This is a genomic window from Paraburkholderia silviterrae, from assembly GCF_004353915.1.
GTDB lineage: Bacteria > Pseudomonadota > Gammaproteobacteria > Burkholderiales > Burkholderiaceae > Paraburkholderia > Paraburkholderia silviterrae.
In genome coordinates, this window is sequence record NZ_SMRP01000037.1 from 21,933 (window position 1) to 35,721 (window position 13,789).

The 13,789-nt window shown below is 63.2% G+C and carries 14 protein-coding genes; 8 read left to right on the forward strand and 6 right to left on the reverse strand.

Annotation, left to right across the window (positions count from 1 at the left end; translation table 11 throughout):
* The first annotated feature begins 42 nt into the window (after positions 1 to 42).
* Entirely contained in the window at positions 43 to 948 is a 906-nt protein-coding gene (locus EYW47_RS36145) for a LysR family transcriptional regulator (protein WP_133199600.1), read from the forward strand.
* Positions 949 to 1,051: 103 nt separating this feature from the next.
* Here EYW47_RS36145 and EYW47_RS36150 read toward each other — a convergent pair whose 3' ends face one another.
* From EYW47_RS36150 to EYW47_RS36170, 6 genes are all read right to left on the reverse strand, one after another.
* Positions 1,052 to 1,300, reverse strand: coding sequence for a hypothetical protein (locus EYW47_RS36150; RefSeq protein WP_133199601.1), 249 nt, complete (start codon positions 1,298 to 1,300; stop codon positions 1,052 to 1,054).
* Positions 1,301 to 1,416: 116 nt separating this feature from the next.
* On the reverse strand, positions 1,417 to 1,581 hold the full coding sequence (locus EYW47_RS41165) for a hypothetical protein (protein WP_165976774.1): 165 nt from the start codon (positions 1,579 to 1,581) through the stop codon (positions 1,417 to 1,419).
* Positions 1,582 to 1,697: 116 nt separating this feature from the next.
* Entirely contained in the window at positions 1,698 to 1,895 is a 198-nt protein-coding gene (locus EYW47_RS36155) for a hypothetical protein (RefSeq protein WP_133199602.1), read from the reverse strand.
* 554 nt (positions 1,896 to 2,449) lie between these two features.
* The gene (locus EYW47_RS36160) at positions 2,450 to 3,829 is read right to left on the reverse strand and encodes an aminotransferase family protein (protein ID WP_133199603.1); all 1,380 of its coding nucleotides are present in this window, start codon (positions 3,827 to 3,829) and stop codon (positions 2,450 to 2,452) included.
* A gap of 43 nt (positions 3,830 to 3,872) precedes the next feature.
* Positions 3,873 to 5,324 carry an APC family permease gene (locus EYW47_RS36165; RefSeq protein WP_133199604.1) on the reverse strand — a complete coding sequence of 484 codons (1,452 nt, stop codon included), beginning with the start codon at positions 5,322 to 5,324 and terminating at the stop codon, positions 3,873 to 3,875.
* Between the two features lie 189 nt (positions 5,325 to 5,513).
* Positions 5,514 to 6,512, reverse strand: coding sequence for an AraC family transcriptional regulator (locus tag EYW47_RS36170; protein WP_133199605.1), 999 nt, complete (start codon positions 6,510 to 6,512; stop codon positions 5,514 to 5,516).
* A 168-nt stretch (positions 6,513 to 6,680) separates the two neighbouring features.
* Between EYW47_RS36170 and EYW47_RS36175 the strand changes: the two genes are divergently transcribed.
* The 7 genes from EYW47_RS36175 to EYW47_RS36205 all read left to right on the forward strand — a co-directional run bounded on the left by EYW47_RS36175 (position 6,681) and on the right by EYW47_RS36205 (position 13,640).
* Positions 6,681 to 7,664, forward strand: a complete 984-nt coding sequence (locus EYW47_RS36175; RefSeq protein ID WP_133199606.1) for an AraC family transcriptional regulator — start codon at positions 6,681 to 6,683, stop codon at positions 7,662 to 7,664.
* A gap of 160 nt (positions 7,665 to 7,824) precedes the next feature.
* Entirely contained in the window at positions 7,825 to 8,775 is a 951-nt protein-coding gene (locus EYW47_RS36180; protein WP_133199607.1) for a PDR/VanB family oxidoreductase, read from the forward strand.
* 26 nt (positions 8,776 to 8,801) lie between these two features.
* Positions 8,802 to 10,127: an aromatic ring-hydroxylating dioxygenase subunit alpha gene (locus EYW47_RS36185; RefSeq protein ID WP_133199630.1), complete on the forward strand. Its 1,326-nt coding sequence runs from the start codon at positions 8,802 to 8,804 to the stop codon at positions 10,125 to 10,127.
* Positions 10,127 to 10,660, forward strand: coding sequence for an aromatic-ring-hydroxylating dioxygenase subunit beta (locus EYW47_RS36190; protein ID WP_133199608.1), 534 nt, complete (start codon positions 10,127 to 10,129; stop codon positions 10,658 to 10,660). The genes EYW47_RS36185 and EYW47_RS36190 overlap by 1 nt, the downstream gene beginning before the upstream one ends.
* Entirely contained in the window at positions 10,657 to 11,283 is a 627-nt protein-coding gene (locus EYW47_RS36195; RefSeq protein ID WP_133199609.1) for a cysteine hydrolase family protein, read from the forward strand. The genes EYW47_RS36190 and EYW47_RS36195 overlap by 4 nt, the downstream gene beginning before the upstream one ends.
* Positions 11,280 to 12,095, forward strand: coding sequence for an SDR family oxidoreductase (locus EYW47_RS36200; RefSeq protein ID WP_133199610.1), 816 nt, complete (start codon positions 11,280 to 11,282; stop codon positions 12,093 to 12,095). Before EYW47_RS36195 ends, EYW47_RS36200 begins: the two co-directional genes overlap by 4 nt.
* A 72-nt stretch (positions 12,096 to 12,167) precedes the next feature.
* Entirely contained in the window at positions 12,168 to 13,640 is a 1,473-nt protein-coding gene (locus EYW47_RS36205; protein ID WP_133199611.1) for an aldehyde dehydrogenase family protein, read from the forward strand.
* The last annotated feature ends 149 nt before the right edge of the window (positions 13,641 to 13,789 follow it).

The following is a 13,789-nucleotide window of genomic DNA, read 5'->3' on the forward strand; positions in this document are numbered from 1 at the left end:
TCGTAAAATCACAAATAGACAACTCTGATATGCGAAAAACAGATGGCGTTCGATCTCACTCTGCGGCAGCTCCGCTACTTCGTGGCGGCAGCGCAAACGGGCCAGTTCTCGATGGCGGCGGCCAACGAGCACGTCTCGCAATCGGCCATCACCAACGCCGTGCTCGCGCTCGAAAGCGGGCTCGGCACGCGCCTGTTCGAGCGCCTGCCGCATGGCGTCGTGCTCACGCCGGACGGCCAGGATTTTTATAACCACGCCCGCCGCGTGCTGGACGCCGCGCGTGACGCGGTGCACAAACCGCCGTTTCGGGCGCACGACATGCGCGGAACCGTGCGCATTGCCGCGACCTATACGGTGCTCGGCTATTTCCTGCCCGAATTGCTCGCGCGCTTTCGCGGCACCTACCCATTCGTGGATTTCGACCTGCAGGACCGCGAGCGCCCCGAAATCGAAAAAGCGGTCCTGAACGGCGAGGTGGATATCGGCGTGGTGCTGCTATCGAATGTCGAGCGCCTGAGCCGCTTCGGCAGCCACGTGCTCAACCGCTCGCGGCGGCAACTGTGGGTGGCGCCCACGCATCCGCTCGCGCGCATCGACGCGCCGTCGCTCAAGGACATCGCGGCGCATCCCTACATTCTGATTACAGTGGACGAGGCCGAGCAGTCGACGCTGCGCTACTGGAAGAAGAAAAGCGTGAAGCCGAATATCGCGTTCCGGACCTCGTCGATGGAAGCGTTGCGCGGGCTAGTCGCGCATGGCTTTGGCGTGACGGTGCTCTCGGACATGGTGTTTCGCCCGTGGTCGCTAGAAGGCAAGCGTATAGAGGCGCGGCCCGTGCTCGACGCGATTCCGCATATGGAGGCCGGCATGATCTGGCAGAAGGACGCGCAGATGAGCGGCCCCGCAGCGGCGTTGCAGCAGTTTTTGATTCATGCGTGCGGGGCGTGAGCGTGAGATCTTGCTTCGTCAGGCCCGCACCTTCGCCAATAGCCGCAACGTGTGCCACGGTCCCGTAGCGACAAAACTAGTTTGGCGCCTGGTCAGCGGCTCGTCATGAGCCAGCTGCACATCGGCGCAAGTCCTTCAGCCGCTCCAGACGCCCGAGCAGATCTTTGGCCTGCTTCTGCGCATGCGTGGACAGCATGGGCATGGCCAGGATCGCCCGTACTCTCGCCTGCCAATAGTCGAGGCTGGCCATCGGGCCGGTTTCAAAAACGCGCGCGCCCGCAGCCGACTGCTCCAGATGGCTAAGAACATGGCGAATATGCGCCAGATCCTTTTCGGCGAAATCGTAGCTCACGAAAGATCCCCGTCGTCGGTCTCGGGATGAGACGTCGTATTGGCGAAAGCGCATTTGTGGCATGAATGCCACTCCAACAACAAAGCCGCCACTTGCGTCTTGACGCTTCGTGATCCTCAGTGTTTTACCCGAACCCAGCGGCACCAATCGTGATGATCGAGATTGCGCAGCAGATCGGCACGCCGCCGCTCACGGCGATGGTGATGAATGGAAATTGCCGCCACGACAAGAACGATTGGCACGATCGCCGCGACAGCCATGTTCAGCCACGCCTGGTCCATATCAGCCTCCCTGGATACCCCGCAAGCGCCGGCCTCTTGCACGGGCTGGCGCCTACCCTGGATATAAATTCGACTCGTGGACGTTGTCCGTTACCTGGCGCACACCCGGCGTGTGCCTAACGCACACGTGACACCGCGCGTAGCAGCGCGTCGCCGCGCGGCGTCACGCGGGCAAGCGGCACGCCCGATTCCGGCGGCTCGATGGCGATCAGTTGAAGCTCGCGTAACGCGCCAAGCTCGATGCGGTCCGGCTCGATCCGGTCGGGCGCATTTTTCACCAGCATCAAGGTAGCAAGCTCGTGTGGACTCAACATGTCAATACCTCCCATCGGGGAAGCCAAAATCAGAATGGGGGATCGCATGCAGCCGCGGCTGCATGTCAGCACTGTCGACAGAGCGCAGCGAGGCGCGACGGACGCTGGCTATCCAGGCTATCCGGGCTATCCGGGCATTACGCAACGCCCTCGATAGGGGCGTCGTCGCTGTTGCGGATCTGGAGCCGCTGCAGACGCAGCGGAGCCGGCCAGGGCGGGCAAGGCGTTCGCGCTGGATTCCGGCGTGGTGGCAAATGACTTTCTTTCAGGAACATTCACGCATCGTCTCCCGTTTCGCACCAGCAGCCTGGCCGTTGCCACGGCGGCCAATAGTCGGCGTCCACAGCAGCCGGAAAGCGCCGCCGCCAGCACGCCGACGCGCTGGTCAATTTAGAGACTTCATTCTAACTTTGTTAAATCTGTCGCGTTCAGGCATCCGGTCCAGGAGTTTCCCCAATTCATGCCGGCCGCCCACTCGTGGTCGAAACAGGGGGGCTGGGCAAGCGCCAAGCCGCCGCTCCTCCCCAACGCCCCCCTGCCGTGCCCCTGCAATCTCAGGTCGGCATTTCGGTTCGCAGCTCCGAAAAAACGGTCTCGATCGCGCGCTCGAGCATCGTCATGCTGGATTCGAGCTCGGCGGCGTTCGTGATCAACGGAAACATCAGGCCGAGCACCGGCCCGATCGGGCGCGTAATCAATCCGTTGTTGAATGCCTCGTGCCCGACTCGCTCGCAGAATGCCGCTTGCTCAGCCTCCGAATCGCCCCAGCAAAAATCCAGCGCGGCAATGACGCCCACCGAGCGCGCTTCGCCCACCGAGGGATGCTTCGCGAACCGCTCCATCCACTTGCGCAAGGTCGGGCCGATGGTGGCCGTCACGTTTTCGAGCAGCTTCTCGCGCTCGATCACGTCGATATTCGCCAGGGCGACGGCTGCCGCCACGGGATGGCCGCTGTTCGTGAAGCCATGCTCGAAATCCTCGTCCGCCCCGGCGAAGACGGCAGCGACCCGCTTGCTCAAGCCAACTGCGGACAGCGGAAAATAGGAGGACGTAATACCTTTCGCCAAACTCAGGATATCGGGCTTGAATCCGTAGTGCTGCCAGGCGAACATCGCACCCGTTTTGCCAAAACCGGTCACGACTTCATCGGCCACCAGCAGAATATCGTAGCGGTTGCAGATTTCCTGTACCGCCTGCAGATACCCTTCCGAAGGCATGATGATGCCGCCCGCCCCCTGAATCGGCTCGACGAAAAACGCAGCGATATTCTCCGCGCCGAGCTCGACAATCTTGTTCTCGAGCGAAGCCGCGGCGGCCCGCCCCTGCTCGAGCGGCGTCAGACCTTCTCCACAGCGGTAGCCGTACGACGCATTCACGTGATGAACGAGGCCTTTCAACGGCAAATCGAACTGATGGTGGTAATGGCCGATCCCGGTTAGCGCCGTCGCCACCACGGTATTGCCGTGATACGCGTATTCGCGCGAGAGCAAGATCTTGCGCTTTGGCTGCCCCCTGAGCCGCCAGTAATACCAGGCAAGCTTCACCACCGACTCGTTGGCATCCGAGCCGGTCGAGGCGAAAAAGAATTTTTCGAATTCGCCGTTCGTCAGCTCGGCCAGTTTTGCCGACAACAGCGCCGCATGCTCATTGCTTTGCGACAGAAAGCTGTGGCAGAACGACAGACGCTTCATGGCGGCGTAGGCGGCGTCGCACAGCGTTTGATTGCCGTAGCCAACGTTGACGCAGCCGAGCCCGGAGAATCCGTCGATATACGTTTTCCCGTCGATCCGCACGCGAATGCCTTCGCCTTCGCTGACGATTGCCGGCCCCAGCCGCTCCAGCGTCTGCGGGTTCGTCACCGGATGGAAGTGATTGCGGACGTCCGCCATGCGAATGTCGTTCTCGGCATCCGTGTTCATTTCATGCTCAATCATCTTTTCCCACTCCTCTATTGAATGCACACCGGCGCCTGGCCGTTCACTGTCCGAAGCGTCGATAGACTTCCGGCTTCGTCTTGCGCAGCACGATGCCGATCACGACACCGATCACGAAGATCGCCGCGATCATCAGCGGAAACGACTGCACGATGGCGCTATTGGAGCCGCTGAACACGTCGAGATTGCGGGCGAGAATCCAGCCCACGCTGGCGAGCCCGATCCCGCCGAGCAGCGGCGCAACGAAGGTATGCCACACCCGCGTATCCTTTCGCGTGCGCAGGAAATACAGCATGATCGAGAAGCTCGTCAGCGCCTGAAGCGCCACAATGCCGATCGTGCCGAACGCGACATCCCAGCTGAACACGACGCCGAACACGTCGCTGCCGGCCAGGATGAACAGCAGGAGCGGCACGAGCACGGAGAACGTCTGCAGATAGCTCGCCATATGGGGCGAGCCGAATTTCGGATGCGTGCGCTTGAGCCACGCCGGCAGGATGCCTTCGATACTCAACGAGTGAATGTAGCGAACGAGCGTGTTGTGGAACGAGAGCAGGCTCGCGAAGATGCTGCTGATCAGCAGGAAGCTCATCGTCGTCGTCATCGCCGCGCCAAGATGCTTCGATGACTGAATGAACCAGAACTCGCCGGGGTGCTCGTTCGCGACGCTCACGACGTTCGCCGTGCCGTACGCGCATACGATCGCCCAAGTCACGAAGGCGAAGAAGATCTGAATGAGCAGCACCGAGATGTAGGTCGCGCGCGGCACCGCCACGTCCGGCCGGTCGCATTCCTTGCCGTAGATCGCGGTCGCCTCGAAGCCGATGAACGAGGCAAGCGCGAACATGATTGCGATGCCGGGATGCCCGCTGAGCACCACGCCCGGCGAGAACGGCGCGAGCGACAAACCCTGCGGGCCGCCGCCGTGCCGCATGATCGCCACGCTCAGCAGCAGTAGAATGCCCATTTCGAGGATCATCAACAGGCCCAGCAGCCGGCTGTTCAGGTCGATGCCGCGCACGCCGATGACCTGTACCGCCGCGAGGCACAGCAGCGAGTAGCCATACCAGGGCAAGCCGCTATGCAAGACGGGCGACAGCACGACCGTGCAAAAGAAGCCGAACAAGCCATAGAGCGCGATCTGCAGGACGCTGTACGACGCCAGCGCGAGCAGCGCGCCCGCCACCCCGAACGGCCGGCCGAAGCCCGCCGTGATGTATGCATAGAATGCCCCGGCCCTGACCACGTGCCGGCTCATCGCCGCATAGCCGACACTGAACACGAGCAGGATCAGGCCGGCGATCACGTACGCGCCGGGCACGCCCGCGCCATTTCCGAGGCTGACCGCCGGCGGCACGGCGCCCAGCATCGCACTCAATGGCGAGGCGGCGGACACCACGAGAAAGACGACTTTCCATACGCCCAGCGTGTTTCGCCTCAATTCGACATCCGAATTGTCTTCGGCAATGTCACTCAACGAGTAGCTCTCTTTCATCCCCGCCCCGCTCGGTTGACTTACAAGATCGATACGCCGGGGATGCGCTCGCCGCATCCCCGCCTCGCCTCATCTGCACAACGCAGAAGTCAGAGCGGATGGTAGTAAGAGAAAAATTTGGCCAGATTCACCAACGGCGCCAATCTTTCGATCAATTGCGCCAGTCCCGTGAGGGCTCGGCCGAGCGCGTTACTCGGCGCCCCATCTGCGCTTGGCGCGCCACAGCACGGTCGCATCCGCGTAGCCTACGGCTTGCGCGATCGAGCCATTGGTCAGCCCGTCGCGAGACTCGAGGCTCGCGACCTGCTGCATCCGTACTTCGCGAACGATCTGCCGCACCGACGTTCCCTCGGCAGTCAGGTAACGTTGCAGCGTGCGGTTCGACACGCCGAGCGTGCTCGCGATTTCCGGCAGGCTCAGCCGCTCGTGCGCGAGCCGCCGCTGGATGAGATCCCGGACCTGATCGACGAGACTGCTGGCAAGCGACGCCTGCTCGATCAGATCCGCGGCATGCCGCTCCATCATGTTCGCCATCTTGACGTCCGCCGTGCGCAACGGTGCGTCGAGATCGTGCTTGCGCAGCATCACGCCGTTGAACGGCTGCTCGAAGCGCACGACGCAGCGAAAGATGCGTGCATACGCACGGCTGTTCGGGCGCTCGGCGTGCTCGAAGTGCACTTCGACCGGATTCCATTCCGCGCCCAGCACGAAGCGAATCATGTTGCACATCGTCGAGAGCGTGTAATCCGAATCCTGCTGGCGCGGCCAGATGGCGTGATTCGATACCCGATACACCCATGTCGCCCACTCGCCTTCGGAATGCAGCTCGCAGATCGTGCCACTTTGCCAGGAGGCGAGCGCGCGAGAGAAATTACGAATGGCCGTGCGCAAATTCGGCGACGAAAGAAACACGAGGCCGGCCGGCCCGAGCTCGGTCAGTTGCAGCTCGCTGCCGAGCCGCAGCCCGAGTGAGGGCTCGTCGAGCAATTGCGCAAGCTGTTGAAAGGCCGCGGCATAGCGCGAGAAAGGGATAATTTCGTAGGGGTTGGATAGCAGGCGCCGCGACATGCCGAACTCGGCCAGCAGGCCATCGGCATCCAGTCCAGACTGCTCGAGTACGCGCACGAGCGGACCGAGAAGCGCGCTGCGAATGATGGGGATATTCCCATCGAACACGACTTTCTTCATTATGCTATTTCCGTCTCCCCGCCGCCTGATTGGCGCAGTCTATCGTCCTTTTGGCGCAATCCGCAAATGTGAAAAAAATTCCGGATGCTTATTTTTGGACCATTCAGCCGTCGCGCGAAGCGTGCGCGACCTTCGTCGAAAACGCGAAGTCAACAAGGAACTCCAGCCATGCAGCCCACCGCCTTGCAGATCGAGCCCAGCGCGCTGCGCCAATACCGCTACTTCGAATCGGCCGACCTCGAAGACACCTGCGAGCGGATCGCCTCGGTGCTGCAGCCGCACCGGCTGACACCGGGCCCCGGGCGCGCGGGGCGCAAGGCATCGTATATGAACTACGTGCGCTTCGACAATCTCTCATTCGGCTCGCTGGGCTACGCGAGTCCGATGCGCGTGGACGCCGGGGAGATATCGGACTATTTCCTGCTGCTGATGAGTCTCGACGGCTATGCGGACGTCTCGGTCGGCGGCCGGCGGGTCATGCTCAGCCCCACACAGGGCATCGTCGTCTCTCCGTCCATGCGCTTCGACGGCATCTTCTCCGGCGACTGCGAGCAATTCTTCGTGCGCGTGGACAAGCATGCGCTGCTTGCCCATTCCGGCTACGAGCGGCTGAGCATGGAGCCGACCATCGACCTCGCGCGCCCCCAGATCGCGCCGCTGCTCGCGCAGCTGCGCATGCTGGCGACCTCGCCCGAAACCGTGGCGCTCGCCCAGCAGAACCGCCATCTCGCGCTCGACATCGAGCGGCTGCTCGTCACGCTGCTGCTGTGCGGGCATCCGCATTCGAGCGCCGATCGTCCGTCGACCGCGGTGCTGCCGCGCACGCTTCGGCGCGCGGAAGCCTATATCGCGGAACATGCGTGCGAGCCGCTGACGCTCACGGATATCGCCGACGCGGCCGGTATTCCGGTGCGCACGCTGTTGCACGGCTTCAAGCGTTTGCGCAACACGTCGCCCATGCAGCTCGTGCGAACGGCGCGCATCGAGCGCTCCCGCGAGATGCTGATGAAGGCCGATGTCGACGCGCGCGTTGGCGATATCGCGCTCGCCTGCGGGTTCGCCAATCTCGGCCGCTTCGCGAGCGCGTACCGCGAAACCTATGGCGAAACGCCTTCGGAGACCTTGCGCCGCGTGCAGGCACGCATCGCGTAGCGCGCGCCGCGCAACGGAGCGTCCACGGCAGCGCCCGCGCTTTCGACAAAGTTGCGGCTTTCGTATAGCGGCTGCGCTTGGCGGCCAATGGGCATCCGCATGTCGATCTACAGTCATTTCACAGCCAATTCCGGTATGAGCTTTCCACGGAGGTTCGTAAATGACGACGATGCGGATGCGTGTTTCTCGCATCGATACCCTGACGCCCGCCATCCGGCGCCTGTGGCTCGTTTGCGCCAACGGCGCGCCGTTGCCGGGCTTCGAAGCCGGCGCACATATCGGGCTGCGGATTCCGATCGACGGGCGCAGCCAGCGGCGCGCCTACTCGCTCGTCAATGCAACCGATCACGCCGAGGCCTATGAAATCGCCGTGCAACTCGAGCCAGGCGGCACGGGTGGCTCGATCTGGGTGCATCGGCTGCAGGTTGGCGACGAACTCGATGTGACGCCGCCGCAAAACGATTTCCCGCTCGACGACGCTGCGCGAAGCTGCCTGCTGATCGCGGGCGGCATCGGCATCACGCCGATCCTTTCGATGGCCCGCTCGCTCGAACGTGCAGGCCGCCCGTATGACCTGCACTATGCGGCGCGCGAGCCGGGCGCGATGGCCTATGCGGACGAAGTGCGCGCGCTGGCGCGAGCCACCTGCTGGTTCGACGGCGGCAACCCGTCGAACGGCATGCCGCTTGAAACCACGATTGGAGCACCGCAAAAGGACCGCCATCTCTACGTATGCGGGCCCGCCGGTTTCATCCATGCCGTTCTCGAACAGGCGCGCCAAAATGGCTGGCCCAACGACCATCTGCATTGCGAACTGTTTAGCGCCACGCCGGCGGCGGGCGCCGATTCCGGCTTCGAAGTCGAACTGACAGCGAGCGGCGTCACCCTGCATGTGCCCGAAACGCAAAGCATCCTGGACGCAATGATCGGGGCCGGCCTCGACCCGGTCTTCGACTGCCGCCGCGGCGATTGCGGCGTCTGCGTCACACGCGTGCTGTCCGGCGAGGCCGATCACCGCGACATCTGCCTGTCCGACGAAGACCGCGATCGCGGCGACTTCTGCCCTTGCGTGTCACGCGCGAAATCCGCGCGGCTCGTGCTCGATCTATAAATCCACTCCTCTTTGAGCGAGGTTTCATGACTCTTTCCGATGAACTCATCGCCAGCCTGGTTCGTCCAGACAGCGTGCACAAGCGTGTCTATACCGACCCGCATATTTTCGAACTCGAAATGGAGCGCATCTACGGGCAAGCGTGGATCTATGTGGGCCACGAGAGCCAGGTCAAGCAAACCGGCGACTACCACACGACGCGCATCGGCAATCAGGATGTGATCATGGTGCGCGCGTCGGACGGCAACATTCACGTGGTGTACAACCGCTGCCCGCATAAGGGCGCAAAAGTCGTCCCGGACGGAGATGGCACAGCCGGAAAATTCTTCCGTTGTCCCTATCATGCGTGGACCTTCAAGCTCGACGGCACCCATTTGTCCGCACCGCTGCGCAACGGGCTGCACAACACCTGCTTCGATCCCAAGCATCCCGACTTCTCGATGCGCAAGGTGGCGCGCGTCGCCCACTATCGTGGTTTCGTCTTCGCCAGCCAGTCGCACGACGGCCCCGATCTGGCGACCTTCCTGAACGGCGTCGCATCGTCCATCGACAATCTGTGCGACCGCTCGCCCGTTGGCGAAGTCGAGGTAGCCGGCGGCGTGTTCCGCGTGCAGCAACGCTCCAACTGGAAGGTCTTCTACGAAAACCTGCACGACACGATGCACGCGCCGGTCACGCACGAGTCGTCCGCGTCGTCCGCGCGGGCACAGGCCGACCAGATTGGCTCGATGCCCTTCGAGCTGCTGATTCTCGAAGGCAACGGCGAACCGTACGAATTCTGGGAAAAACTCGAACTGCGCGCCTACGAGAACGGGCACGGCTACATGGAAGGGATCTTCGATCCTTCCGCCGCGACGCGCGACCCGGTAGCGGCCGAACACTTCGCCTCACTCTCGCAAGTGCACGGAGAAACCCGCGCACGCGAAATCATGGGCATGAACCGTCACAACACCGTGATCTACGGCAGTGGATCGCCACACACCGTATTCCAGCAATTCCGCGTGATCCGTCCGCTATCGGTCGATCGCACGCTCGTCGAGATCCAGCTGTTCAGACTGAAGGGCGCGCCGGAATCCGTGTTCGAGCGCGCGCTGGTGTACGCCAACGCAATCAATTCTCCTTCGTCCAACGTGATGCCGGACGACGTCGAGGTCTATGCGCGCTGCCAGCAAGGCAACCAGACGAACGGCGGCGACTGGATCAGCATGCATCGCTACGCCGGCACCGACCGGGAGGTCGAGAACGGCATGGTCTCGACCAACGGCACGAGCGAGCTGCCGATGCGAAATCAGTTCGCGGCATGGAAGCGCTTCATGGTCGGCCAGGCCGGCTCCGGAAAAGGAATCGAATAATGCTGTTCTCTCCCACTCTCGATGCCTCCACCGCGGCGGTCCAAACGATTCAGGTCAACGACGCACTGCGCGTCGAGATCGAGCAGTACCTCTATCGCGAGGCGCGCCTGCTCGATACGCGCAATTTCGACGACTGGCTCGACCTGTGGACGCCCGACGGCATGTACTGGGTTCCCCACCAACCCGACCAGACCAGCCCGCGCGATCACATCTCGTTGTTCTGGGAAGACGCGACGATGCGTGAAGTCCGCGTGCGACGGCTCACCAACCCGCGCAACTGGTCGCAGCAACCGCCCACGCGAACGGCCCGCATCGTCGGCAACGTCATGATCGACGGCACCGATCGCGAAGGACGCCTGATCGTTCATTCCGTGCTAGCCGTCACGGAATGGCGCAACGGCCTGCGCCAGCTCTCGGGTCTGGTCACGCACAAGCTCGAAAGCCAGCCGGCCGGCGGCTGGAAGATCTATCTCAAGCGCGTCGACCTCGTCGACTCAACCGACACGTTCGCCAACCTGGAGATCTTCATATGAGCGACAGCCCAGGCGGCAAGCCGCGCACGGCCGTGCTCGCGCTGCACTATCAGAACGACGTGCTGCACGCCGACGGGCGCATTCGTGTCGGCTTCGCGTCCGGCGACGACGCCCGCGAGCGCGTGATCGCCGCCGCGGGCGCCCTGCTTGCGGGCGCGCGGCACGCCGGCTTGCCGATCGTGCATATCCGCATCGCGTTCCGCCCCGACTACGCCGATCTCGTCCAGAACTGCCCGCTGTTTCGCGGCACAGCGCAAGCCGGCGCCGTTCAGGAAGGCAGCTGGGGCGCGCAATTCCATGCGGGACTCGGCCCCGACGACAAGCGGCCCAACGAATACGTCGTTCATCATCTGCGCACGAGTGGCTTCATTGGTACGCCGCTCGAGCTCATTTTGTCGAAGCTGGGCGCGCGGCATCTGATCGTCGCCGGGGTCGCGACGCATTCGACCGTCGAAATGACCGTCCGCCACGCCGTCGATCTCGGCTACCAGGTGACGGTCGCGGCCGATGCGTGCGCCGCCGCGCCCCACACGCTTCATAGCGCATCGCTCACGAACATGCGCCTGCTGGCCGGGATCTCGACCGTCGAGCAGGCGCTCGCGGAACAGGGAGGCCCGGCATGAACCCCATCGAAAGCGCCACGCCTGGCCATCTGCTGGCCGGCAAGACCGCGATCGTCACCGGCAGCACCCATGGACTCGGCTCCGACATCGCACGCGGCCTCGCCGCCAGCGGTGCACGCGTAACCGTGCTGGGCCTCGACGAAGGCGCCGGGCGATCCGTCGCCGAATCGATTGGCGAGTCTGCGCTGTTCGTTCGAACCGACGTCACCGACGACGCACAGATCGGCCGTGCGATCTCGGCCACGCTCGATTGCTTCGGACAACTGGATTTTCTCGTCAACAATGCATGCAGCTACGCGGATTCCGGACTTGCATCGGGGCGAGACCAATGGCTGAGGCTCCTCAACGTGAATCTGGTCTCCGCCGCGATCTTCGCGCAAAAAGCCGCGCCGCACCTGCCGCGCGGCGGCGTGATCGTGAATCTCGGCAGCACGGGCGGCAAGTTCGGCGCAGCGGGACGCGCACTCTACCCGGCATCGAAGGCGGCGCTGCTGCAGTTGACGCGCAACCTCGCAGTGGAGCTAGCTCCCGACGGCATACGCGTGGTCTCCGTGTCGCCCGCGTGGACCTGGTCCCCCTCGCTCGCGCAACTGGCCGATGGATCGATCGAACGCGCGGACCGCGTTGGCGCGGGGCTGCACCCGCTCGGCCGCGTAGGCCGCGGCGAGGAGGTCGCGCAGGCGGTGGCGTTTCTCTGCTCGACGGCCGCGTCGTGGATCACCGGCGTGGATATTCCCGTCGACGGCGGATTCTCGATACTCGGCCCCGACCAGGGTGTGTCGCCGCGCGAATGGTTCAACAGAAGTACGTGAACGCGCAAGAGAAGGTCCATAAAAGCACTCGACTAAACGTGCAGCACGCTCTTCATCAGGAGACTTGAAGCCATGAACGACAAGACCACCCCGCGCGACCTGGTTCGCGAAGGCAAGCTTTTCATCGACGGCGAGTGGGTCGCCGGCGCGGATGGAAAGACACTGCCCGACTACAACCCCGCGACCGGGGAACTGTTCGCGACCATCCACCAGGCCGCGCGCAGCGACGCGCAGCGCGCCGTGGACGCCGCCCACCGGGTGAAAGACGAATGGGCCGACATGCTCGTTTCGAAGCGTGCCGAGATCTTGCTGGCCAGCGCAGACGCGCTTGCCGCGATGGTGGACGACGTGCGCGACGTGCTCATCGAGGAGTCCGGCTCGACCGTGCCGAAAGCGATGTTCGAAGTCATGAGCGGGATCGATCTGCTGCGCAGCGCCGCCGGCGACGCGCGGCACATCTTTGGCGAAACGCTGCCGCACAGCGCGCAGGGGCAGTTCGGCTTCACGATCCGGCGCCCGCTTGGCGTGATCGCGGGCATCGCGCCGTTTAATGCGCCGTTCTGGCTGGCGATGAAGAAGGTCGTGCTCGCGCTCGCGGCGGGCAACACCTTCGTTCTCAAGCCCTCCGAAGAAACGCCGATGACGGGGCTGAAGATCGCCGAGCTATTCGAGCGCGGTGGGCTGCCTGCCGGTGTGCTCAATGTCGTGCCGGGACCGGCAGACGTGGTGGGCGACGTGTTGATGAGAGACCCGCGCGTGCGCATGCTGACCTTCACGGGATCGACGCGTGTCGGTCGCCAGCTCGCGGTTGAAGCGGCCAGGCAGATGAAGAAGGTCACACTCGAGATGGGCGGCAAGAATCCGCTCATCGTGTTGCGGGACGCCGATCTCGATTATGCGGTGCGCGCAGCCTGCTTCGGGATCTTTTTTCATCAGGGGCAGGTGTGTATGGCGAACTCGCGCATCATTGTCGAGGCGCCGGTCTATGATGCGTTCGCTGAAACATTCGTTGCGCGTGCGAAGACGTACAAGGTTGGCGACCCGCGTGATCCTGCGACCGTGGTTGGTCCGCTGATTCGTCGCACGCAGTGCGGTGTGATTGATGGGCACGTTCAGGATGCGGTCGACAAGGGCGCCCGCTTGCTTCTTGGTGGCACGCATCATGAGAATTTCTATGCGCCGACGATTCTCGCCGACGTGACGCCGCAGATGCGGATCTATGAAGAAGAGAGCTTCGGTCCGGTGACATCGCTGATTCGCGTGGCGGATGCCGAGGAGGCGCTGCGCGTGGCCAACGATACGGCGTATGGGCTTTCTTCCGGCATTATTACGAATGATCTGCAGAAGGCGTTCTCGCTGGCGATGCGGATCGAGGCCGGTATGGTGCATATAAATGATACGACCGTCACGGATGAGCCGCATGTTCCGTTCGGTGGGACGAAAATGAGCGGTATGGGGCGTGAAGGTGGACGTTATTCGATGGAAGAGATGACGGAATTGAAGTGGATTACCGTGCAGATGGGGCAGCGGCAGTTTCCATTTTGAGGGAGTTTTTTTGGGGGGGCGATGGGCCCGATGGCCACGTTGGACGCGTTTGGCGCGTCGGCCGCGTTGGCCACATTGGACGCGCTTGGCGCGTTGGCCTTTCCTTGTTTTCATGTCGGTATATTGGTGTTGCCCCTGTGCGGGGCGGC

Bases quoted from the DNA above. Each gene is read 5' to 3' on its own strand.
- EYW47_RS36145 (WP_133199600.1), top strand. From the start codon at position 43: ATGGCGTTCGATCTCACTCTGCGGCAGCTCCGCTACTTCGTGGCGGCA.
- EYW47_RS41165 (WP_165976774.1), bottom strand. From the start codon at position 1,581: ATGGACCAGGCGTGGCTGAACATGGCTGTCGCGGCGATCGTGCCAATC.
- EYW47_RS36155 (WP_133199602.1), bottom strand. From the start codon at position 1,895: ATGTTGAGTCCACACGAGCTTGCTACCTTGATGCTGGTGAAAAATGCG.
- EYW47_RS36160 (WP_133199603.1), bottom strand. From the start codon at position 3,829: ATGATTGAGCATGAAATGAACACGGATGCCGAGAACGACATTCGCATG.
- EYW47_RS36165 (WP_133199604.1), bottom strand. From the start codon at position 5,324: ATGAAAGAGAGCTACTCGTTGAGTGACATTGCCGAAGACAATTCGGAT.
- EYW47_RS36170 (WP_133199605.1), bottom strand. From the start codon at position 6,512: ATGAAGAAAGTCGTGTTCGATGGGAATATCCCCATCATTCGCAGCGCG.
- EYW47_RS36175 (WP_133199606.1), top strand. From the start codon at position 6,681: ATGCAGCCCACCGCCTTGCAGATCGAGCCCAGCGCGCTGCGCCAATAC.
- EYW47_RS36180 (WP_133199607.1), top strand. From the start codon at position 7,825: ATGACGACGATGCGGATGCGTGTTTCTCGCATCGATACCCTGACGCCC.
- EYW47_RS36185 (WP_133199630.1), top strand. From the start codon at position 8,802: ATGACTCTTTCCGATGAACTCATCGCCAGCCTGGTTCGTCCAGACAGC.
- EYW47_RS36190 (WP_133199608.1), top strand. From the start codon at position 10,127: ATGCTGTTCTCTCCCACTCTCGATGCCTCCACCGCGGCGGTCCAAACG.
- EYW47_RS36195 (WP_133199609.1), top strand. From the start codon at position 10,657: ATGAGCGACAGCCCAGGCGGCAAGCCGCGCACGGCCGTGCTCGCGCTG.
- EYW47_RS36200 (WP_133199610.1), top strand. From the start codon at position 11,280: ATGAACCCCATCGAAAGCGCCACGCCTGGCCATCTGCTGGCCGGCAAG.
- EYW47_RS36205 (WP_133199611.1), top strand. From the start codon at position 12,168: ATGAACGACAAGACCACCCCGCGCGACCTGGTTCGCGAAGGCAAGCTT.